Raw genomic sequence first — 24,637 nt, forward strand, 5'->3', positions numbered from 1 at the left:
TCAATTAGTGAATAGTTAAAATATAGTGCAAAACAATGATAAATATCGATTTTATTTAACATTTTTTTATGCATATTAAAATATTTGCTTATTTTGGCTATATATACTAACAAAAAACTAACCCAAAATGAGAGTCTACTTGCTAATTATGTTGTTATTCAGCGGAGTGTCCTTTGCACAGAATACAATTACAGGTTCGGTTACCGATGGTAACAAACAATCTATCCCTGGTGCCAATGTTGTTGTTGTCGGAGAAAACAGTGGTGCTTCTACTGATTTTGACGGATCGTTTAAATTAACTACTAATGCTAAATTGCCTTTGTCTATAAAGGTTTCTGCGGTAGGATTTGAGACTAAAACGATAAGCGTAACAACGGCAAATCAAAAAGTGAATGTGATTTTAAAAGATGAAGAAACTAAACTGGATGAAATCGTTGTTGCTGCATCGAGAACACCAGAAAGAATTCTAGAGTCTCCTGTAACTATTGAAAGAATGGGTGTGCAGGAAATCAAAAAAACTGCTTCTCCTTCTTTTTATGATGGTTTAGAAAACATGAAAGAAGTGCAGATGAATACTAGTAGTATGTCATTCAAGTCAATCAATACGAGAGGATTTGCTACTGTGGCTAATACTCGTTTTATGCAGTTGGTAGATGGAATGGATAACTCGTCTCCATTATTAAACTTTGTTTTGGGGAATATGATTGGAGTTTCAGAAATTGATGTTCAAAGTGTTGAGTTGCTTCCAGGAGCATCATCTGCTTTGTATGGAGCAAATGCTTTTAATGGAATTTTATTTATGACAAGTAAAAGTCCGTTTACCAATCAGGGTGTTTCAACTTATTTTAAATATGGTGCGACTTCGCAAGAAGCAGCTGGAACAAATAGTTTTTATGATTTTGGTATCCGATTCGCTCATGCTTTTAATAAATATTTTGCAAGCAAAAGCAAACTTTACTTATATGCAAGCTACAGATTGGTATGCAACAAATTATAATGATAAAACGAGAGCAGGTATTGATAGAACAGATCCTAACTATGATGGTATTAACGTTTATGGTGATGAGGCTTCGACAAATATTAGAGGTGTTGGTCAAAAATTGGAAACGATGGGATTGATTCCTGTTGGAGCATCTAATCTTCTTCCGAATTCAAATGTTAGTAGAACGGGTTATAACGAAATTGATTTGACAGATAATAAAGCGGCTAATAAGAAAATTGATTTCTCTTTGCACGGAAGACCTTTTGGCGATGAAAGATTGGAAATTATCTGGCAGAGTAAATTTGGAACTGGAAATGCGGTTTACCAAGGAGCAAACAGATATTATTTAAATGACTTTTTTATGCAACAGCATAAATTAGAGTTTAGAGGAAAAAACTTCTTCGTGAGAGGGTATATGACAGGAGAGGATGGAGGTCATTCTTACGATATGGTATTTACAGGAATTAATGTAAATAGAAAATGGAAAGACGATAATACTTGGTTTGGACAATATGCGGGAGCTTATATTCAAGGAACTTTAGCAGGTATGAATCCGCAACAAGCCAATGCTTTGGCAAGATCTACAGCAGATACAGGTCGTTTTTTACCAGGTACAGCTGAATTTAAAAATGCATTTAATCAAGTTATAAATGATCCAGATGTTTTAAGCGGATCGAGATTGGTGGATAATTCTAAAATGTATCACTCAGATGCAAACTATAATTTCAGAGATATTATAAAATTTGCTGAAATTCAAGTCGGAGGTTCTTTTAGATCTTATGAGTTAAATTCTCACGGAAGAATTTATACGGATGCTACTAGCTTGATTAATTATAATGAGTACGGAGCTTATGCACAGTTGATGAAAAAGTTTCTGGATGATAGAATGAAGTTTACAGGATCGCTTCGTTATGATAAATCTAAAAACTTTGATGGTAATTACTCTCCTCGTTTATCTCTTGTTTATTCTGCTGGAGAAAAGAGAAACCATAATTTCAGAGGATCTTTTCAAACAGGTTTTAGAAACCCGACAACTCAAGATCAATATATCGGATTTAATATTGGTAATGCAGTATTGTTAGGTTCTGCTCCAGATAACTTAACTAGATTTAATGAAACTTTCAGTCTTAGCGCAGAAGGTCAGCTTTATGCTGGAAGTCCTACAAAGATTATGAATGGTAATGATGCTTATGGCAACTCTTACTTGGCAAGTTCTGTTACAGCATTTTCTGCAATGGCAGGAACTAATCCTGTGGCAGCGGCTGCGTTATTGAAAAAATCAAGAGCTAATTATGTGAAGCCAGAAGAAGTAAAGGCTTTTGAGGTTGGATATCGTTCTATTTTTGAAGGTACATCAATCGATATTAATGGGTATTATAATATCTACAATAATTTTATTGGTAATTTAAATGTGGTTTCTACTTTTTACGGGACAGCTCAGGATAGTCCTAATCTGCCAGTGCCTGGTAATCCTGTTACAGATGCTGGTGCACAATCTATACGTGCTCTTCAAAACGGAGAATATAGAGCATATCAATTGTATACAAATTCAGATGTAGAGATTCATTCATTAGGATTTGGAGTTGGTCTTTCTAGAAAAATAATTAGCGATTTCGAATTAGGATTAAACTATAATTATGCTCAATTTGATTTTGATCAAGCTAAAGACCCAAGTTTTGAGGCTGGATTTAATACGCCAAAACATAGAGTTAAAGTATCTCTTGGAAATGATAAATTATTCAAAAACTTCGGATTTAATGTAAGTGGAAGATGGAACAGCGAGTACGAATGGGAATCTAACTTTGCAGATGGTACAATCAAATCTGCGACAGTAATTGATGCTCAAATAAATTATGGAATTCCAAAATTGAAATCTGTTGTAAAATTAGGAGTCGCTAATATTGGCGGTAAAGAATATTACCAAGTTATTGGAGCTGGATTAATCGGACAGCAATATTTTGCTTCTTGGACTATTAACCCATAATTGATTATTAACTCTAAGTCAAATTCATTATTTGTGTTTCTAGATCTATGTCGAGAAACAGATAATTATAAAAAATATAGATTATGATAAAAAATTTCAAGTGGCTTTTATTGGTTTCATTGACCTTTGTAGCCTGTAATAGTGATGATAATACCTCGGAAGTAATTGATTCAACAGATGGCTTGCCTTTAACTTCCGGTTCGGCTGATTTTGCTAAATATGTTGCTTTGGGAGATTCCTTTGCGGCTGGTTTTAGTGACAATGCTTTATTTATTAAAGGACAGCAAGGAGCATATACTAATATTATTGCTCAGCAATTTGCTTTAATAACTAATGCAACTTTTAGTACTCCACTAACTAATGATAATATAGGGGGATTATTATTAGGCGGTAATGTTATTAGTGGACCGCGCTTGTATTTTAATGGAAAGGCTCCTGTTCCTGTAGAAGGAGTTCCGTCAACAGAAGTTAGTACACATCTTTCAGGTACTTTTAATAATTTGGGAGTTCCTGGTGCAAGAAGTTATCACTTAGTTGCTTCGGGTTATGGTAACGTGGCTGGAGTAGCAACGGGGAAAGCTAATCCGTATTTTGCAAGATTTGCAAGTTCTCCAACAACAACAGTTTTAGCCGATGCAATTGCACAATCACCCACTTTTTTCTCTTTATGGATTGGAGGAAATGATGTCTTAGGATATGCTACATCAGGAGGTACAGGTAAGGATCAAACAGGTAATATGGATCCGTCGACTTATTCGGGAAGCGATATTACAGATCCAACCGTATTTAAAATGGTTTATACTAGTATAATTGATGGATTAACGGCTAAAGGGGCAAAGGGCGTAATAGCAAACTTGCCTAACATTACATCATTGCCTTATTTTACAACTGTTCCGTATAATCCTGTAGGATTAACAGCAGAGAAAGCGACTCAATTAAATGCTGGATATGCAACTTATAATGGAGGCTTGCAACAATTAAAGTCTTTAGGGCTATTGAGCGCTGATGAAGTTGCAAAAAGAACGATAAAATTTGTAGTTGGAAACAATCCCGTTGTAATTGAAGATAGTTATTTAACGAATCTTTCCGCTTATAGGCTTCCTTCATATAGACAAGCTACAAAAGATGATTTAGTGGTTTTAACTGCTATGAACTTTATAGGTACGCTTGTAGGTGAAGATCAGACAAAGGTTAATGGGGTTTCTGTGCCTTTAGAAGACAAATGGGTGTTAACTAAAGATGAAATTGATGAAGTGGCTAAAGCAACGAAGTCTTATAATGAAACTATTGTGGAAGTGGCTACGGCTAAAAATTTAGCTATTTTAGATACGGAAACTCTAATGAAGCAAATTGCAGGTGCTGGAATTACGGCTAATGGCTTTACAATGAAGTCTACATTTGTTACGGGAGGTACGTTTTCTTTAGACGGAGTTCATCCGTCACCAAGAGGGTATGCTCTGATTGCTAATAAATTCATCGAAGCTATCAATGCTAAGTATGGATCAAACTTAAATGGAGTAAATATTGGTAACTATCCGGTTATGTTTCCTAAAGTTTTATAATTGTAATATTGCCATTATTTTAATATCAAAAAACCGCTCATTTTTACAGATGAAGCGGTTTTTTTCTTTTATTAAAAAAATGCTGTTTTTGTTATTTTTTAGCCAAGTTTTATGAATCAAACAAAATCATGGTATTTTTTATGAAAAAAAATTGATTTTATATTTTAAAAAATTATCTTTGCGCTCTGAAAAAAGAGGTATTTTCGATAAACCTAAATAGCTATTTAATAAATACATAAGTAATGTCAAAAGTAATAGGAAAAGTTGCTCAAATCATTGGACCAGTAGTTGACGTAGTTTTCAACGGTAAAGATGTTGAACTTCCAAAAATTTATGATTCACTAGAAGTCACTAAAAAAGATGGAACTATCTTAGTTCTAGAAGTACAATCTCACATTGGGGAAAACACTGTTCGTACAATCTCTATGGACTCTACAGACGGTTTGTCTAGAGGATATGAGGTAGTTGGAACTGGTAATCCAATCCAAATGCCAATCGGTCCAGACGTATATGGACGTTTATTTAATGTTGTTGGAGATGCCATTGACGGTTTAGGTAATTTACCTAAAACAGGAGAAAACGGTTTGCCTATTCACAGACAAGCTCCTAAATTTGAAGATTTATCAACTTCATCTGAAGTTTTATTCACAGGTATTAAAGTAATCGATTTGATCGAGCCTTATGCAAAAGGAGGTAAAATTGGATTGTTTGGTGGTGCTGGTGTTGGTAAAACAGTATTGATTCAGGAGTTGATCAACAATATCGCAAAAGGTCACGGTGGACTTTCAGTATTCGCTGGAGTAGGTGAAAGAACACGTGAAGGAAATGACTTGCTTCGTGAGATGTTAGAGTCAGGAATTATTAAATACGGTGATGATTTCATGCACTCTATGGAAAATGGAGGATGGGATTTATCTAAAGTAGATATGCCAGGAATGAGAGAGTCTAAAGCTACTTTCGTTTTCGGACAAATGAATGAGCCACCTGGAGCTCGTGCACGTGTGGCACTTTCAGGATTATCTATCGCTGAGTATTTCCGTGATGGAGCTGGATCTGATCAAGGTAAAGATGTATTATTCTTCGTTGATAATATCTTCCGTTTTACACAAGCAGGTTCTGAGGTATCGGCACTTTTAGGGCGTATGCCTTCTGCGGTAGGTTACCAACCAACATTAGCAACAGAGATGGGTGCTATGCAAGAGCGTATTACATCTACAAACAAAGGATCTATTACATCTGTACAAGCGGTTTACGTTCCTGCGGATGACTTAACTGACCCTGCGCCAGCTACAACTTTCGCGCACTTAGATGCAACAACTGTATTGTCTCGTAAAATTGCTGAGTTAGGTATCTATCCTGCGGTTGACCCGTTAGATTCTACTTCAAGAATTTTGACTCCACATATCTTAGGAGATGAGCACTACAACTGCGCACAGAGAGTAAAAGAAATTCTTCAAAAATACAAACAATTACAAGATATCATCGCGATCTTAGGTATGGAAGAATTATCTGAAGAAGATAAACTTGCAGTATCTAGAGCACGTCGTGTACAACGTTTCTTGTCTCAGCCATTCCACGTAGCAGAGCAATTTACAGGTATTCCAGGTGTTTTAGTTGATATTAAAGATACTATCAAAGGATTTAACATGATCATCGACGGTGAGTTAGATCACCTTCCAGAAGCAGCTTTCAACTTGAAAGGTTCTATTCAAGATGCAATCGAAGCTGGAGAGAAAATGTTAGCTGAAGCATAATAATATTGGTTGTTAGTTGTTAGTTGTCAGTTGTTAGAAAGCAACCATCAACCATCAACCATCAACTATTAACTAAAAAAAATATGATTTTAGAAATAGTATCACCAGAAGCGAAATTATTTTCAGGAGAGGTAACATCCGTTACTTTACCAGGAGTTAATGGAAGCTTTCAGATTTTAAATCATCACGCGCCAATTGTTTCTATTTTAGAAGAAGGGACAATTAAAATTGCAGCTCCAAGCTTCAGTTTTTCTAAAGAGGCTGCTGATAAATTTACGAGAGTGAATGACCAAACTTATACTTTAGAGATTAAGTCAGGAACAATCGAAATGAAAAACAATAAGATAATTGTATTAGTTGACTAAGACAATTTCAAAATAAGCAGAAAAGCCAGACAACATTGTCTGGCTTTTTTTATTTTTGGCACATGGGAGAAAAAAAGAAAATGAAATTTCGATTTTTACTGGTAAACGAGCTTGGTACGAGCTATTATTAGCATCAATTTTTTTTGGAGCTTTCATATACATGATTGTTTTGTTTGTATATTTTGCTTTTATTGAAGTGTCGATTAAAATAGCCATCAGAGCTTTTGTTACATTTCTTTTATGTGGAACATATTGTTTAGTCTATGGATTCAAATTTTCGGCGACCAAAAACATGCTGATAAACTTGGAGACTAATACAGTAATTTCAAGATACATTATTGGACCATTTTCTTATGATGTGAAATTGAAAGCTACAGAGTTTGAATATATTTCTTTTTTTGAAGATAGATATGGGGAGTTTGGGACAAATCTTTGGTACGTTAAAAACAGACATTATAAAATGTACAGTTTTGAAGATAAAGAATCAGCATTTCAATTTTCTCTCAATCTTTCCAACAAACTCAATATTGATTTGCTTGACGCTACAGAGAAAGGAAATTTTAAATGGGTGGAGAAAGAGAATATACAATAGTTAGTATTTGACTTTTGTATTGTTTTGTTTGAGTCTGATATTTTATATGTCAGAAAATTAACAAAAAACATGAAAAAGCCATTTTAAAAGTTGTAATATTTTACTGATTATTAACTACGTTTGTAAGTATAATAACATTTAAAAAAAATATTATGAAAAAAGTTTTTTTAGGAATACTGCTAATTGCATTAAGTTTTGGGACAATGTCTCTAACTACAAGTTCTGAGAATGTTACTAAAGCTTCAATAGAAGCTACAAATGTCGTCGTTGGTCCAACATATACTGCCCCTTGGTTGGGAATCTGTTGCGAGTCGCCACTTACTGCTGCAGAACGTGATATTGTAAAACGAGGTTATCCTGCGACTACTCAATATACTATTAATAGTACGACGAGTAATACGGTGACGTATACAATCTTTTAAACTGTTAAAAAAAATACATTTAAAGCTAGATTTAAAGTCTGGCTTTTTTTATTTCTGTATTTTTGAACTATCAAAATCTCTTTATAAAATATTTGATCAATTGTAAAAGCTCAGTAAGCTTTTATGTTATTGCTTCGTCTTATTTGACGGGGCATATATTACTTATGTCAAATTTTATAAAGAATATATATGAAAAATATATCAAAAGTTGCTGTTCTTGGCGGTGGCGGAAGAACAGGGAAATATCTTGTAAACCAATTATTAGAAAACGGTTTTAGTGTAAAACTTCTATTAAGAAATCCAGACACTTTTACCTTTCAAAATTCAAAAATTGAAATCATTAAAGGCGATGCTATTAATGAAGAATCTGTAAAATTATTGCTTAGAGATTGTCAGGCTGTAATTAGCACTATTGGTCAGAGACCGGGAGAACCGATGGTAGCGAGTGAGGCAACAAAGAATGTTCTAAATGCTATGAATGATTATGAAATTCAGAGATACATTCTTCTTGCAGGATTGAATATCGATACTCGATTTGATAAAAAAAGTTCAAAAACAATCATGGCAACCGACTGGATGAAAACTAATTTTCCTGAAATTCAGAAAGACCGTCAATTAACTTACGATCTTTTAACTAACAGTAAGGTTAATTGGACGCAGGTTCGTGTTCCGTTAATTGTTTTTTCTGATGATAGTGATAAAATCTCTGTAAGTCTTGAAGATTGTTTAGGAGATAGAATTACAGCATTGGATATTTCGAAATTTCTAGTAAAAGAAATGGTTGAATCTAAATATAGTCATCAATCGCCTTTTATTAGCGTAATTTAAATTTAGAAAAGCGGCGAATTTCACAGAAATTCGCCGCTTGTTTTATTCTAAAATGAATTGTCTAACTTTGTTTTTATGAAGTCTGCCAGAAAATCTTAATCGTAAATTGGAAACTTGTATACAGAACAATCTGTTTAGAAAATGGCCTGTATTTAATAATCTGATTGATTTTTCGTCTAATGACTACATCGGATTTTCGAAGTCAGAAACTATTTTCAAGCACACTCATGCTTATTTATTAGAAAATGAGATTTTCCAAAACGGAGCGACAGGTTCAAGATTAATCTCAGGAAATCATTCTCTTTATCAAATTGCAGAAAGTTTTATAGCGGAATTTCATGAGGCAGAAGCGGCTTTAATTTTCAATTCGGGATACAATGCCAATTTGGGATTTTTTAGCGCTGTACCGCAAGAAAATGATGTTGTTTTGTGCGATGAATTATGTCATGCCTCAATAAAAGATGGAATCGCAATGTCTCGAGCTAAATCTCATTATTATATTCACAATGATGTTGAAGATTTAGAGCGACTTATTCTTAACCATTCAAATGCTACAATTTATATTGTAACCGAAACTGTTTTTTCTATGGATGGCGATAGTCCGAATTTAGAAGAACTGGTGTATCTTTCAGAAAAATACAATTGCTATTTGATTGTTGACGAAGCTCACGCTTTAGGCGTTTTTGGAGATAAAGGAGAAGGTCTAACTCAATATTTGCAATTGCATAATAAATTTTTTGCTCGAATTGTAACTTTTGGAAAAGGTTTAGGATATCAAGGCGCCGCAATTTTAGGAAGCGATAGTCTTAAAGAATATTTAATCAATTTTGCGAGAAGCTTTGTTTATACAACTGGATTATCTCCTCATGCTGTAGCAACAATTCTTATAGCGTATCAACAGTTGGAAATCGAAAAAGAAACCCGTGAAAAGCTTCGTCAAAATATTGTGTTTTTTAATCAGCAGAAAAATTTATTAGGTTTAAAACCAATGTTTGTCCATAGTAAATCTCCAATACATTCTGCTATTGTTCCTGGTAATAAAAATGTAAAAGAATTGTCGGAGAATCTTCAAGATAAAGGATTCGATGTTCAATCTATTTTTTCTCCAATTGTTCCAGAAGGCCAAGAACGTATACGTTTTTGTCTTCATAGTTATAATTCCGAGGAAGAGATTAATAAAGTTTTAGAATTGGTTAGAGATTTTGTTTTTTAAGTATGAAAGAAGATTTTAAATTAGTTAGAAGTTATCAATATTCATCAGAAGCCCAAATATTCTGTGGCAAGCTAGAATCTGAAGGAATAGAAGTTTATTTAAGGGATAATCACATAGTAGATTCAAATCCGATTTGGAGTAATGCTGTTGGTGGGGTCAAGCTTTTTGTGAGAGAAGAAGATTTTAAAAAAGCAAGTGAAATTCTTTCGACAGTTAGTCAATATTCATTAGATGAAAAGAATGATTTAATTCAATGCCCAAATTGCGGTGCCGAAAAAGTCGAAATGATTACTTCACTAAGAGATACGAAATCATTAGTTGCATTTATTTTTTCACTGCTTTTTGTTCTGATGCCTTTTTATTCAAAATACCGTTATCAGTGCGATTGTTGTAAAACTGAATTTTAAAAATAAAAACAAAAAACCCATCTTTTAAGATGGGTTTTTGCTATTAATTAAATATGATTTTCTTTTTTGTTTCATTGCCATTTTCAAGAATTACTTTTACCAATAAAACTTGATTGCTTGAATGTAAGTTTGGAATCTGCAATTCTTTAGCTTCAATTTTGTTTTTGTTGTAAAGCATTTGGCCGCCAATAGTATAAATCTGAACTTCTTTAATGTTTTCAGTTCCACTGGTTACATTTACAACTTTTGATTTTACAGCTACTAAAACTCCATCGGCTACATTTTCAAAATCATCTGTGCCAAGTGTTTTGTTAGTGTAACGTAATACAAAACGATCTGGAAAAGTTCCGACAAGAGTTGTAAAAGTGTAATTTGAAGCACGTAAATCTGTTATTATACCTGTTGTTTTATCTTCAAGATAAACTGCTTGTTGGTCGAAAAATCCGTCTGCGTGATCTATTGAGATTGTAAGCGAAGTTTCTACAGTTGCTTTATAGCCAAGAGGAATTATTTCTGTGTTGTCAAAAGGTAAAGCTCTTGCCTGAATAGCCAATTTTTTTGCTTCGTTAATCGTATAAAAATCTACATACGAATTAGTCGCTAGTGTAACGGCATCATAATTATAATCGAAAGTATTTGTTGCGCCTTCTGCATATCCTATTAATAGCTGTTTAAAAGCATCTTCATTATTACTCAGATTTAACCATAAGCGATTTACTTCAGTTTCGGTTTCTTTCGCAGTAGTTTTGAAAAACTGCGTATTTTGTGCTTTTACACGTAGATCATTGTTGAAAATAATTGAAGTTACTTTTGGTTTTACAAAGAAGCCTTGTCCTACTCCAATATATCCAGAAGGCATTTCTCCTCCAGTTGTCGCTCTTGTCCCTCCTAATGATGTAAATATTGCATAATCTGGACTGCTGTATGTAGCAGTGTTGCTACCATTTTCTTTTTTTGGCAACGATGCATGTGTCCAAAAGTATAAAGGTCCAACATCTCCATTTGCTTTAATAAATTTTCGAGCATCAATAGCAGATGGATAAGGATTTCCAGTAAAATAATATTTATCTGCGGCGGTTTGAATTACAATATCTCCATTATTTGGTATTCCATAGAATTTTCCTGTAAAATCAGAGGCCGATTCATTATTAAAAGACTGTGGGCCTCGAATACTGTATCCTTTTCCAACTTCCATTGGCAATGTTCCATACAGATTGGTTGCCCATTTGAAATCAGAAGACCAGTAAAGATATTTATCAAAATAGGTTTCAGGAGACAAAGTATTCATTTTAAAATCTGGGTTATTTACTGGTGGCGACCAATAAGTTAGATCAAAACGACGTATTTTAGTAATCCTTTGTACTTCAAAAGCCTGCATGCTACCTGAAAACATGTCTTTACTTGTTGAAGTTTGAAGTAATGATCCGCCGTCTAGAATTAGTAATTTACCTCCTGTTTCAACTTTTATATTTTCATCAACAGTTAGGGTAACATCTTTTTTAACGGTTAGAGTAATATCTGGATTAATCGTGCAGGAGCAAACTTTAAGATCAGATTCTAAAGCAGTGTCTTTATTGATTACTAAGCTACTTCCATCAGGAATAGTTCCAGTCCCATTGTAAATAATATCTGTTTTTGTAAAATTAATTCCAAGGTTAGCATCGCCCCCATCTTCTCTTAAGCGTATCTCTACTCTAGACTCGCTGTTTAAAGGGTAAAGATCTCCACTGTTAATTAAATATGTAGCATTATCCCAACCATAGTTAGAAAATATTAATTTATCATCGATGTAAAGCTCAATAGCATCATCATGATTCATGTGCTTTAATTGGTATAATCCACAATCAAAACCTTTACGTTTGTAAACCACTGTAAAATTGTTGTCTGGTATTTGAGAACCTTGCCAGATGGTCGCAGCTGAAGGAGATTTATCTTTTGGCCAATAATTTGTTGAATCGGGATTTAAATTTGGATCAACATAATAACCAGCATATCTTACATTGGCTAACGTTATATCGTTGTTCACATAACCATAAACGTTCCAAACTTTGTCTCCATATTCAGAAGGATTTCCTTTTGGAATGCCAAAGAAAAAAGAAACTCTTGAATCACCTCCGTCTTCATAATACTCAAGAACAAATTTATGTTGGCCTATAGCTAAATCTTGTGTAGCATAATCCATAGTGTAGCCATGACCATTCCATCTTGATATAAGAGGTGTAGCTACATCATCGATATATAGTCTTACCCCGTCATCGCTTCCAATGTCAAAACTGTATACACCAGCTTCAGTAATATCAGCAAGCATTTTATATCGTACAAAAAATCGATCTGAAGGAGCAAGCATCGCAAGCAAAATTCGAAGTTTGACCAGTAACAGCACCGCTTCCAATATTTCTATCAAAGTTTTTGTTTTCAGTTACAGTTCCTATATAAGTTGCAATACTAGTGCTTGGCAAAGCAGGATAAGAAATATTTGGAGGCATGGTATTGGTTGTTAATTTATAAACATATCCATTCCAAATATTTGATCCAAAAGCAGTTTGGTCACCTGTTGGTGCGCAAGTCGCCAACTCATGAGCTCCGATGTAGGGTTTTATTCTTGTATTGTTGTCAATGTCTGTTGTGACAGTTGCAATTAAAGTTCCGATAAGAGTTTTGTTTATCGCACTATTCGCGTCTAAATATAAATTGTTGTTTAGAAATAGTGGATTTGCATTTTTAGAGTTAGTATCTTTATTTGTTGTTTGTTTCCAATCGTCAAGAGTAGTTTTTTTGTTTGCTGAAGTGTAATAGCTTCCAAAAGTACCTACGTACTGTGAACTATAGTAGTTGTTGTAATCTAATGTTGGGAATTTTGAACCGTCTGCAGATTCTAAATATATCGCAAAACGTTCGCTTCCTGATGTTTGAGCATTTACAAATATGTTATTTCTAATATCTAATCCAGAACAATCTCTTACGTATAAAGCAGAAGAGCATCCAGAAGGTTGGTTTGTAATAAGTTTTACGCTATTGTGATATAATTTAATACTAGAACCAGAATCAATATAAATACCAAAGGCATTTTGACTACTTACACCGCCACCTCCAGCCGAACTTGCATCAAGTACAAAGTTGTTGTATAGTAATTGATTGTTTCCTGTTGCGTAGATTCCGCTTGCAGTTACTGCTTGGTCAGAAATTATAGAACTAATTTTATTGTTAAATATTGAAGCATTATTTCCTTCTAGTTTAATTGCTATTGCTCCAACACTAGATGAATTTGAAAAGTAATTAGAGATGATGTTTTTAGAAATAATTACGTTATCTCCTTTAATATACACAGGATAACCTATGCCGTAACCTCTACGGTTTTCTATATTTGAAATAGTATTATTTGAAACAGTTCCATCACTTGCCTCTTCTAGATATATACCAGAAAAATTAAGTGTGCCATCAAAATTAGAAGGGATTTTTATTTCGTTTAAGATATTTCCTGTTACAGTATAATTGCTCACATTTAAAAGAGAAATACCTAAAAATGCTTTTGAGCCGATCTTATTGTCTAAAATTTTCCATCCCTCATTATTTTTGTTTTGACCTTTTACAACTATACCCTGTTTAACATTGACAAAAGTTACATTTTGAATGGTATTATTGCTATTATTTGCATTGCTGTCGAAGCTGTCTCCAGAGGCCAAAATACCAGTAGATGTTGTTCCTATTGCGTCGCCCAAAGTGTTTAATTCGATGGTTAAATTCTTAATGATATTGTTCTCAGACTTTTTATACAGCCAAATTGCAACTCGACTAGAATAGCTATTGCCGTCAAAGTTATTGTAAATTTTTAATTTGTTGTCGTCAAGAGTATTATTTCCATCAATGGTAATATAATCGGCATTATTAAATGCAATCAATGCTCCACTACCAACTTTTCCAGAGATGATAATTTCTTTTCCATCATTGGGTCTTATGGTTACCGTGTTTTTATTTTTGTTCTTAAAGCTTGGAATTGTTAATTGAGAAGATAAATTTTGATTATCATCTAATAGAAATTGGACATCTTTATCTATTCCCTCATTTTTCAGTTTCTCAATTGCTTCAACAAGATTTTTGAAATCTGCATCAGTTCTGGTTGAACTAATGATGTAATTACGATTCAATTGAGCAAACGTTAAAAAAGGTAATAATAAGAATAAAAGTAAAATTTTTTTCATGTTAAATGTTTTCTATCAATTTGTTATGCTGGCATAGAACTTTCGAAGCGCGGCAAAGATAGATACATCTACGAGCTAGAATTTGGTAGGGTTTTGAGAACCCATATATAATCGATGAATTGTTAAAATAGTCGATGAACTACATTAAAAATTTTAATGTTCGATAAATATTCTTATAAAAGAATGGAAAATATTATAAGAATAATCGTAAAAAATTGAATTTTTCGAGGTTGTTTTTTGCGCTTTTAGACTAAAAAACGTCAGATTTGCTATAAAATCTTAGAAACAGGAATATTTTATAACTATGAGTTGTGTTGTTTTTTTGAGGATGAGAAGTTTTAAGAATTTAGAAAATTTATAAAAATTCTTCTTTTTGGAGGATTAAAAAACAAGTTTAGTTTTCTTCTAATTCTTTTACTTTTTCGTAGACTAAATTGCTTTCGAAACCTCTTCGAAGCATATAGTCACAAAATTTTTTACGCTTTTTAAGAAGATTAGTTTCAGAAATAGTATTCCAAGATCTTTCTGCAAGATTTTCGAAAGTTTCAAAATATTCTTCGGGAGAAATTTCTTTTAAAGCCAATGTAATATTTGTTGAAGAAATGTTTCTCGCTTTTAATTCGTTTGTAATTCTGATTTTTCCCCAATTTTTAATTCTGTGTTTACCTCTAGCAAAACTGCAAGCAAAACGAGTCTCGTTTAAAAAATTGCCTTCAATAAGCTGAACTACAATAGTATCGATCTCATCACGAGTCATTTTTAGGCTGTATAATTTATCAACAACTTCATCGTGACAGCGCTCTTGATAAGCACAAAAATGCTCTAATTTTTGTAAAGCTTCTTTGATGGTAAAAGTGCTGTTCGTCGGTTTTTTCATGCGTTTTAACGTTTAAATGAAGTTATAGTCAATTAGTTATAAAATATTTCTAAAATTTGTTAATATTTTATAAAAAGAAATAAATTATAACCTTGTGTATTAGGCTAATTTAAATATTTTTGTACGGAATTTTAACATTTTTAAATTTCACCTAAATGCCAAGATTTTAACATTTTGGATTTCAATATAATACCAAAAGAACATTTATTTTTTTTTGAAAGAAATGCCTTTTTTGCTTTAAGCAAACCAAAAACAAATTTAAAACAAATACCTACTGTTATATGATGAGAAAATTACTTTACTCGTTTTTATTCTTCATTTCCCCTAAGATTTTATCCAAAAAATCAAGCACATCAAGTTTAGGATTGCTTTGTGTTGGGATGTTTTTTGTGGTTTCTAGTAATTACGGGCAGTGTGCCTATCCCTCTAGTGCTAGTTCTGTTGGAAGTTATAGCTTTTGTATCGGTAGAAGTTCTACCAATCCAATAGTTTCAGCAAATGTTTCATCAGGAAATTATATTACACTAGATGTTATAAGTGGTTTTGTCTATAATTTTTCTGTACCTAATGCGTTTACAGGAAATGAAAATTTGACATTATTTAATGCAGATACAAATACCAATTTCGGATCATTGGGATATAGTAGTGGAGGGAGTGGTACTAGTTTTGATTGGTTATCTACAATAAGTGGACGAATAAAAATTTTATTGACAAATGGTAATTGTGCTACTAATGCAAGTGGAAGTAGAGCGATAACGATTACATTAAAATCAGTTGGAAATAATTTTGATGATCAAAGTGCTTATGGAACTAACAATTGGATTGGACATATCTATACAGCAGGCGGTGAGATGCCTACAACTTTTACAGCCAACAAATACTTAGGGTATTATAGAATTAATTCAGAATCTATAAATGAAAATTTTGGTGGAAGTACAAATTGTTTTTCGTTTATGTCTAATTCGGTAAATAGGGCTCAGGTGTACACTGAGGGCTTTGCAGTACGATATAGAATGAAAACCACTAAAAGTGGTTGTTATGTGATTACTGTGAGTGCAGATGATGGAATTAGATTGTACTTAAACGGAACAAATATTTTAGACAGATGGGTAGAGCAATCCTCAACAACATATAGTAATGTCGTTGTAAATTTAGATGGAGATGATGATTTAGTCTTTGATTATTATGAAAATGGCGATGCAAATACAGTAACATTTTCGATAGCTCCATTTGACGCAGGAACCAATACTATAACAGCTCCGGGAACAGTTGATTTTTGTGGAAATGGAACACCTGGACAAATTACAGGATCTCTTCAATACAGTTCTGGAGATTCTAATTTACAAAATCCTCAATTAAGTTTTCAATGGCAGTCATCAACAGATGGGGTTACTTTTAATAACATCAACGGTGCAACTTTAAGAAATTATACACCACCAACAATAACTGCTCCTAATATATTTTATTATAGACGATTGGTAAGTATAAACGGAATTAGTTCAGGCTGTTCTTACTCACCAAGTAATATTGTTAGAATAACTGCGAGTAGTAATAGCGCTCCTACATTTACAGGAAACACTATGACAGGAGCAACAAATCAATGTGCTTTGGCTACAGGACAGGTTTATTCTGTTGTTGCTACAAATGCTACATCTTACATTTGGTCTGTACCATCTGGATGGACAATAACATCAGGACAAGGTACAAATAGTATTACGGTAACAATAGGAACGGCTGGAGGATCGGTTAGTGTTACTGCCGCAAATGGCTGTAATAAAAATGCATCAATTTCCAAAACAATAACAGTAAACCAAAATCCTACAGCAAACGCGGGAACAGCTGTCGCGGCAATATGCCAGGGAGCCACGTCAGCAGCTATGGGGGGATCTGTTGGCGGTGGAGCCACAGGAGGAACATGGACTACATCAGGATCAGGAACTTGGACTAATGCTACGAGTCCTTCAGGGGCAACATATACTGCTGGCGCATCTGAATCAGGAAATATTACATTAACGCTGACAACTACTGGAGGTTCATGCGGCAATGCTACAATAACCAAAACAATTACCGTGAACCCAAAACCAATTGCTAATGCAGGAACAACTTTAGCAGACAATCTGTCAGGGAGCTACATCAGCAGCTATGGGTGGATCAATTGGTGGCGGAGCTACAGCAGGAAAATGGTCTGGCGGTGCAGGAACTTGGTCAAATGATACAGATCCTTCAGGCGCAACATATACGGCTGGTGCATCAGAATCAGGAAACATTACTTTGACATTGACTACCTCAGGTGGCTCATGCAATGTAGCAACAGCTAGCAAAATAATCACCGTTAATGCAAAACCGACAGCTAATGTGGGAACGGCTGTGGCGGCAATCTGCCAAGGAGCTACATCAGCTGCCATGGGCGGATCAATTGGTGGCGGAGCTACAGGCGGTACTTGGAGTGGCGGATCAGGAACTTGGAATAATGCTACGAGTCCTTCAGGTGCAACATATACTGCTGGCGCATCAGAATCAGGAAATATTACATTAACACTGACGGCTACCGGAGTTTCATGTAGCCCTGCAATAGTTACCAAAACAATCACAGTAAACCCAAAACCAACAGTAGCCAATGCGGGTGCTGATCAATATGGCAATGGAGCATTTACGTTAGCAGCCAATGTACCTACAGCTGGTACAGGTACATGGAGTATAGCGAGTGGTCCAAGTACAGCTCTAACTCAGTTTAGTAATGTTAATGTCGCTAACGCTACATTTACTCCTCTTGGAGCAGGAGTATATACATTAAATTGGACAATAACTACTGCTAGTTGTGGTTCATCTACAGATGATGTAGTTCTTTCGAATTGTGTAGGTAATTTAGTTCAAAACGGAGATTTTAGTAATGGTGCAAATAATTGGTCAAAAGCTACTACGAAAGGAACGAAGGTTGAAGTTTTAAAAGAAAATGTCTATTTTCCAAACGGCAATAGTGAAAATTATACTGCAGAATTAGATGTAGAAGCATCATTAGGACAAACGGTATCAGTTATTCCTAACGTTCCTTATACTTTAAGTTTTATTTACGCTCGTAGACCGGGATCTTCTCCTACTGTTGCGGTTGATGTCAAAATAATTGACGGATCAAATACAATAACAAGAAATTATACAACTAGTGATACAACTAATAGTTCTGTGTTTCAGACTATTCAATTTACACCATCAACTTCTTCTATATGGATTGAATTTTACAACTCACTTGAAACTACTACACTTGGTTCTATTGTAGACAACATTGTTTTACTTCCTACTTCTCAAGTGAACCCTGTGGCGACAACAACACCTAAAGGGAAATTTAAAACTGTAGATGCTTGTAATGGTGCAAGTGTTCAGTTAGATGTTGAAAATGTCCCTGCTTCAGGTGTATCATATTCTTGGACAACTACATCGACGGGGGTGACCTTTTCGCAAAATGATATAAAAAATCCTAAAATAACGGTTACAGGAACAGGAATTAAGAACGCGACGGTTGTTGTAACTACTGCAGGAGGTTGTTCTTCTGTTTCTTCTACTACTTATGTTAATGTATTGGCTTTACCAGTAGCAGGCTTAGTCAGCAATGACGCAGATAATACTTTTTGTGAAGGAACATCAGTGACTTTTACTGCATCAGGTGGAACGAGTTATGCATTTAAAGTTGGTTCTACTACAGTTCAATCGGGAGCTAGTGACACTTATACAACAACAGCTTTAACAAATGGACAGACTGTAACTGTAGATGTTACAAATGCATCAGGCTGTACATCAACTAGTGCAGGAATTACTAATACTGTAACTCCAAACAATACCATAACCCTAACTTCAGCTGCAGGAACAGACTCACAGACCGTATGTGCTAATACAGCAATTACAAATATTACGTACTCTACTAATGGAGCGACAGGAGTAAATTTTGGAATCCTTCCTGCTGGAATTTCAGGAATCTGGTCAGGAAATGTTGCAACAATAAGCGGAACTCCAACAGTAAATTCTACAAATTCTTATAATTATACGATTACTTTAACTGGCGGTTGCGGAACTATTACTGCAACAGGAACTATTAATGTAGATTCTTTGCCAGTAGGAGGAAGTATTGCAGGTGGTACGACAGTTTGTTCAGGTACAGGCGATACTGTATTAACATTAAGCGGTAATTCAGGAATCGTTGCACATTGGGAATCTTCATTGGATAATTTCGCAACGGCAGGTACAGTTATAAATAATACGAGTACAACACTTACAGTTTCTAATTTGACAGCAACTACATCTTACCGAGCTGTTATAACAAACGGTGTTTGTGCTTCTATTAATAGTGCTACTGCAACAATAACAGTAAAACCACTTCCAACAACCCCAACAATTACAAAAAACAACAACGTATCTTGTGGCGGTTTCGGAATTATAACATTAACTGATTTACCAGCAGATTGGACAATTAATCAAACAGGATTAACTACTGGATCAAGAAGTTTTTCTGGAACAGATTCTTCTGTACCTATCCAAAATCTAACAATAGATACATATAGTTTTACCGTTAAAGATAATGCTACAGGTTGTACGTCAAACGCTGCAACGGTTAGCATAACAGACGAAAGTTCTATTACAGAATGGACAGATTCAGGATGGAGTAATGGTGAACCCGATGGAAGCAAAAGTGTTGTAATTAAATCTGTGGCAGTAGATCAACCTTTTAAAAGCAATAAACCAAATGTAGTGGCATGTTCTTTAATTATTGATGTTCCAACTACAGGACCAGATGTAGAAATCCCGTCTAATGTTACTTTAAGAATTACAAACATTGTAAAAAGTAATGGAAAATTAGTATTTAAAAGTGGTTCTAGTTTAGTACAAAAGAATAACGTCCAAAATGAGGGTGATATCGTTTATATTAGAGCAACCGACGTACGCCGTTTTGATCTAACTTATTGGTCAAGTCCAATTAAATCAACAAAACCAGAAGGTTTTAGAATGCAAGACTTGTCACCGACTACCTATTTCGATAAATTTTTATACTGGTCTTCTGAGTATAAATGGGCAACTAATTTGTATGGAACATTGCCAATGGAAGTAGGAAAAGGATACAGCATTCGAGGACCTCAAGAATTTGATAATGTTGATGGAGGTACCTTTGAAGGAAAATTTATTGGAGTTCCAAATAACGGTAATATAGACGTAACAGGTGTAGCTGTAGATAAATACTTTTTCTTAGGAAATCCTTATCCATCACCGATAGATGTAGAGAAATTGTGGGATGCTAATCCTGATGTTCTGGGCCCACTTTATTTCTGGATACATGCTTTACTTCCGCAGAAAGCTCCTGGAGACAATACCGCTCGTTACAGTAGTAATGATTATATAATTTGTACGGCTGCTGGAAGTACAGATATTAATGGAGAAACAGCACCTAAATCATTTGATGGATTTATTGCCGCAGGTCAGGGATTTTTTGCTAAACCAAAAACGACAGTAATACATTTTAATAATGATATGCGTGAAGGAGCAACAGAAAATACTAATTTCTTTAAAACAGCTAAAAGTGCTAGTATTGAAAGAAATCGTATTTGGCTGAACATTAGAAATACTGAAGGTGCCTTCAAACAAATATTAGTAGGTTATATTCAAGGTGCTACTAATTCCGTAGATTTTAATTATGATGCTTGCAACGCTTGGAGCTAATTCATTTATCGACTTTTATAGTATAAACGAAACAAAGAAATTAACCATTCAAGGGCGTGCTTTACCGTTTGACGATACAGATGTTGTTCCGTTGGGTTATAAAAGTACTATAGATAGCGATTTTACTATAGCAATAGATCATGCTGATGGATTCTTTGATAAACAAGAGGTTTATTTAGAAGATAAAATTACAGGGAAAATAATCAATTTACGAAATGAGAATTATACGTTCTCTACATTAGCAGGAACTTTTGCAGATCGTTTTGTTCTTCGTTATACCAATAAAACATTAGGTACTGGTGATTTTGAAAATATTGAAGATAGCGTCTTAATTTCAGTGAAAAATAAAGTAGTAAGTATTACTTCTTCTAAAGAAACAATTAAAGACGTAAATATTTTCAATGTTGGAGCTCAGTTAATGTATAGTAAAAACAAAGTAAATTCGTCAGAATTACAAATTAATAATTTGCATTCTAGCGATCAGGTTTTATTAGTTAAAGTAACTTTAGAAAACGGTTCTACAGTTTCTAAAAAAGTTGTTTTTTCTAATTTACCATAAAAAAATAATACTTCATCAAAGCCCATTTCTTCTCTAAGGAATGGGCTTTTTTTTAATAAAATATCCCTAAATCTAGGTATTGTATTTTTAATAACCGCTTTATAATTTTAGCTTAATTCTTACAAATATTAACTTCAATTATATAGTCTTGATTAAAAATATATTTTATTTACTAATCATAATTTCAATATCACTTCGTACGGTTTCTGCTCAGCAAGGCAAAATTGACCACTCTTTTAACATTCTTGATGATGGACAAAATGGTGATGGGTTTGATAGTACTGTTCGAACTCTTCTCATGCAAAAGGATGGAACTTTACTTGTTGGTGGCGATTTTTTGCGATTGAATGGAACAGCTGTTTCTTACCTCACCCGCTTAAATACAGATGGATCCATAGACGAAAGTTTCAATACGGGAACGGGTTTTAATGGTAAAATCTATTCTTCTTGTTTACAATCAGATGGAAAAATTATAATTGGAGGAAACTTTACAAGCTATAACGGAATTAGTGCAGGAAGAATAATCCGTTTGAATCAAGATGGTTCTTATGATCCTACTTTTAATACAACAATTGGAGCAACTTCAGGAATTGTCTATGATATTGCCTTACAGTCTGACGGGAAAATAATTATTGTAGGCAGTTTTACCAACTATAATAGTAGTAAGATAAACAGGGTTGCACGCTTGTCGCCAAATGGATCGCTAGATTCTACATTTCTTATTGGTTCGGGATCTTTATTAAATGTTACACAAGTAAAAATTTTAGCAGACGAGAAAATACTTCTAACCGGTAATTTCACCATATTTAATACTATTTCAGCTAATCGTATTATTAGACTCAATGCTAATGGGACTTTTGATTCTAGTTTTAATTGTGGAGGAGGCTTTGACAATGATGTTAATGCCATTGCTTTGCAACCTGATGGTAAAATAGTTTTAGGAGGAAATTTTACTTCTTTTAATAATATTACCGCTAATAGGATCATCCGTTTGAATGAAGACGGAACTAGAGATGAAAGTTTCGTAAGTGGTTCTGGTTTTAGTAAAGAAGCAGTTGAAACAATCAAGATTAATAAGAATGGAGAAATAATGGTTGGGGGTTCCTTTACGGGATTTTACAATACCAACGAAGTGGTGAGACTAATTTTATTAGAACCCGATGGAAGCATAAAACCTAATTTTGATATCGGTTCTGGGCCAGCAACAGCTTCAGTACTCGCTTTAGAATTTGATGAAGAGGGGGCTTGGTTTGTCGGTGGTTCTTTCAGTGTTTTTAATGGTCTAAATCAAGGAAGATTAGTAAAAATCAGTAACGAAGGAGAACATGATATTTCATACTTGGCTTCAGGTATTGGTTTTGACAATTCTGTTTTTAGCATTTTGCCTCTTCCAAATAGAAAAACTATAATTGGCGGAAACTTCAAAAAGTTTAATGGAAATGTTGCTTCAAAAATTACTTGTTTATTAGAAAATGGCACAACCGATCCTACTTTTAACGCCACGAATTCAGGAAGTAATAATGCAGTAAAAGCTACCATATTGCAATTGGATGGAAAGATAATTTTGGGTGGTAATTTTACAAAATACAATGACTTTACGAATAATCGTATTGTTAGAATATTTCCAAATGGAGATATCGATAACTCATTTAATAGTGGAGATGGATTTAATGGACAGGTTAGTGCATTGGCCATTCAATCCGATCAAAAAATAATTGTCGCAGGAACATTTACAAAATATAATGGATCTTCCGTCAATGCTAGTAGAATTGTCCGAATTCTTCCAAACGGAGCAAGAGATCCTGATTTTAATATTGGTTTAGGCGCAGACTCTTTCATAGAAAGTTTGGTTGTGCAAAAAGATGGGAAAGTACTCGTAGGAGGTCGTTTTAAAACTTTCAATAATATACCCTTTGCAGGTTTAGTAAGATTAAATCAAGATGGAAGTATTGACGAGAGCTTTAATATAGGAGTTGGTTTTGATAAATATGTTTTTGCAATTGCACTTCAATCCAATCAGAAGATTATTGTAGGTGGTTCTTTTTTGACTTTTAATGAGGTTTCACAAAAGCGTATTGTTCGGTTAAACAAAGACGGAAGTTTTGATGATACCTTCGATTCAGGTAGTGGCTTCAATAAAGGAGATGTTCGTGCTATTTTAGTGCAGCCAGATGATAGAATTTGGGTAGGAGGAACTTTTTCTGGAACATATAATGCCATTTCTTCTTCTAGATTGATCCGGTTATCATCTTCAGGAATCTTTGATAATTCTTTCGTAGCACCACTAAACAACACCTTGTATGCGATGAATTTTAATGAAGATTATAAATTGATAATTGGAGGAAATTTTAACTCCGTTTCGGGCAAGTCAAAACATAGAATAGCTCGTTTAAAATTTTGCATTAATACAACAACTTGGAATGGAACTTCATGGTCAAACGGTTTTCCTTCCGCAGGAAAAGAGGTATACTTTAAAGAAAATTTTCAAAATTTGACTACTACTAATATTTGCGGATGTAATATAGACAGTGGAAAAACGGTTACTTTGCTTGAGAATAATACATTAGGAATTGAGTTTGCCTATACTGGCCAAGGAATACTGGTTTTAGAAAATGCCGCCAGTCTATATCAAGATGACGATGATATAGTAAACACCGGAATTGTTCATGCAAAAAGAAAAACAAAACCCGTAATCCGATTCGATCTTACTTATTGGTCTTCGCCAGTAGCAAATATGAAATTATGTGATTTTTCGCCAGAAACATATTTTGATAAATATTTATGGTTTGATCCAATCTTAGGATGGAAAACAAATCTTTACGGAACATTCACTATGGATCCAGGGCATGGATACAGTGTCAGAGCACCTCAAAGTTTTTCTAATAGTGAGCGAGGAATATTTGAAGGTGTTTTTAAAGGAATTCCAAATAATGGTAAAATAAAAGTTGAATTTATTGCACCAGAGCGGTATTATTTCGTTGGTAATCCATACCCTTGTGCAATAAATGCAGATGATTTCTTAAGGGGTAATGCTCCAAAAACAAAAGGAACGTTATATTTCTGGACACACAATACGCCGCCCAGAATAACGATACCCGGAACTAATACCGCTCGTTATAGCAATGATGATTATGCAGTTTATAATTTACTAGGCGGAGTTGGCACAAGTTCAGCTTTAAATTCGGAATAAGTA

Annotated in this window: 15 protein-coding genes and 1 pseudogene; 13 read left to right on the forward strand and 3 right to left on the reverse strand. The window is 34.2% G+C overall.

Translation table 11 applies throughout. The annotated features are described in order from the left end of the window. Nucleotides 1-127 precede the first annotated feature (127 nt). The 9 genes and pseudogenes from P5P87_RS17785 to P5P87_RS17825 all read left to right on the forward strand — a co-directional run bounded on the left by P5P87_RS17785 (nt 128) and on the right by P5P87_RS17825 (nt 10,109). Nucleotides 128-2,966, forward strand: a pseudogene (locus P5P87_RS17785) (TonB-dependent receptor domain-containing protein). Nucleotides 2,967-3,049: 83 nt separating this feature from the next. Next, complete coding sequence (locus P5P87_RS17790; protein ID WP_278020129.1) at nt 3,050-4,528, forward strand: SGNH/GDSL hydrolase family protein; 1,479 nt, start codon at nt 3,050-3,052, stop codon at nt 4,526-4,528. Nucleotides 4,529-4,770: 242 nt separating this feature from the next. After that, on the forward strand, nt 4,771-6,282 hold the full coding sequence (atpD, locus tag P5P87_RS17795; RefSeq protein WP_198855236.1) for a F0F1 ATP synthase subunit beta: 1,512 nt from the start codon (nt 4,771-4,773) through the stop codon (nt 6,280-6,282). 83 nt (nt 6,283-6,365) lie between these two features. Beyond that, nucleotides 6,366-6,647 carry a FoF1 ATP synthase subunit delta/epsilon gene (locus P5P87_RS17800; protein ID WP_177211684.1) on the forward strand — a complete coding sequence of 94 codons (282 nt, stop codon included), beginning with the start codon at nt 6,366-6,368 and terminating at the stop codon, nt 6,645-6,647. A 304-nt stretch (nt 6,648-6,951) separates the two neighbouring features. Then, nucleotides 6,952-7,239, forward strand: coding sequence for a hypothetical protein (locus P5P87_RS17805; protein ID WP_278020130.1), 288 nt, complete (start codon nt 6,952-6,954; stop codon nt 7,237-7,239). A gap of 152 nt (nt 7,240-7,391) precedes the next feature. Continuing rightward, nucleotides 7,392-7,661, forward strand: coding sequence for a hypothetical protein (locus P5P87_RS17810; protein WP_198855238.1), 270 nt, complete (start codon nt 7,392-7,394; stop codon nt 7,659-7,661). A 189-nt stretch (nt 7,662-7,850) separates the two neighbouring features. Further along, nucleotides 7,851-8,489, forward strand: coding sequence for an NAD(P)-dependent oxidoreductase (locus P5P87_RS17815; RefSeq protein ID WP_278020131.1), 639 nt, complete (start codon nt 7,851-7,853; stop codon nt 8,487-8,489). Nucleotides 8,490-8,595: 106 nt separating this feature from the next. Continuing rightward, nucleotides 8,596-9,702, forward strand: a complete 1,107-nt coding sequence (locus P5P87_RS17820; RefSeq protein ID WP_278020132.1) for an aminotransferase class I/II-fold pyridoxal phosphate-dependent enzyme — start codon at nt 8,596-8,598, stop codon at nt 9,700-9,702. 2 nt (nt 9,703-9,704) lie between these two features. Then, nucleotides 9,705-10,109 (forward strand): putative signal transducing protein, encoded by a 405-nt coding sequence (locus P5P87_RS17825; RefSeq protein WP_278020133.1) that lies wholly within the window; start codon nt 9,705-9,707, stop codon nt 10,107-10,109. A gap of 43 nt (nt 10,110-10,152) precedes the next feature. On the opposite strand, the gene P5P87_RS17830 is transcribed toward P5P87_RS17825, so the two are convergent. The 3 genes from P5P87_RS17830 to P5P87_RS17840 all read right to left on the reverse strand — a co-directional run bounded on the left by P5P87_RS17830 (nt 10,153) and on the right by P5P87_RS17840 (nt 15,185). Beyond that, a complete protein-coding gene (locus tag P5P87_RS17830) occupies nt 10,153-12,456 on the reverse strand; it encodes a T9SS sorting signal type C domain-containing protein (RefSeq protein WP_278020134.1) in 2,304 nt (767 codons plus the stop codon). Beyond that, on the reverse strand, nt 12,419-14,308 hold the full coding sequence (locus tag P5P87_RS17835) for a right-handed parallel beta-helix repeat-containing protein (RefSeq protein WP_278020135.1): 1,890 nt from the start codon (nt 14,306-14,308) through the stop codon (nt 12,419-12,421). Before P5P87_RS17835 ends, P5P87_RS17830 begins: the two co-directional genes overlap by 38 nt. A 394-nt stretch (nt 14,309-14,702) precedes the next feature. Beyond that, the gene (locus P5P87_RS17840) at nt 14,703-15,185 is read right to left on the reverse strand and encodes a regulatory protein RecX (protein WP_198855243.1); all 483 of its coding nucleotides are present in this window, start codon (nt 15,183-15,185) and stop codon (nt 14,703-14,705) included. A gap of 281 nt (nt 15,186-15,466) precedes the next feature. On the opposite strand from P5P87_RS17840, the gene P5P87_RS17845 reads away from it, so the two are divergent. The 4 genes from P5P87_RS17845 to P5P87_RS17860 all read left to right on the forward strand — a co-directional run bounded on the left by P5P87_RS17845 (nt 15,467) and on the right by P5P87_RS17860 (nt 24,634). Further along, complete coding sequence (locus P5P87_RS17845) at nt 15,467-17,398, forward strand: PA14 domain-containing protein (RefSeq protein ID WP_278020136.1); 1,932 nt, start codon at nt 15,467-15,469, stop codon at nt 17,396-17,398. Beyond that, the gene (locus tag P5P87_RS17850; RefSeq protein WP_278020137.1) at nt 17,328-20,885 is read left to right on the forward strand and encodes a beta strand repeat-containing protein; all 3,558 of its coding nucleotides are present in this window, start codon (nt 17,328-17,330) and stop codon (nt 20,883-20,885) included. The genes P5P87_RS17845 and P5P87_RS17850 overlap by 71 nt, the downstream gene beginning before the upstream one ends. Continuing rightward, nucleotides 20,860-21,444, forward strand: a complete 585-nt coding sequence (locus P5P87_RS17855) for a T9SS sorting signal type C domain-containing protein (protein ID WP_278020138.1) — start codon at nt 20,860-20,862, stop codon at nt 21,442-21,444. Before P5P87_RS17850 ends, P5P87_RS17855 begins: the two co-directional genes overlap by 26 nt. Nucleotides 21,445-21,592: 148 nt before the next feature. Then, on the forward strand, nt 21,593-24,634 hold the full coding sequence (locus P5P87_RS17860; protein WP_278020139.1) for a calcium-binding protein: 3,042 nt from the start codon (nt 21,593-21,595) through the stop codon (nt 24,632-24,634). Nucleotides 24,635-24,637 lie beyond the last annotated feature (3 nt).

This window comes from Flavobacterium ginsengisoli, assembly GCF_029625315.1.
Lineage (GTDB): Bacteria > Bacteroidota > Bacteroidia > Flavobacteriales > Flavobacteriaceae > Flavobacterium > Flavobacterium ginsengisoli.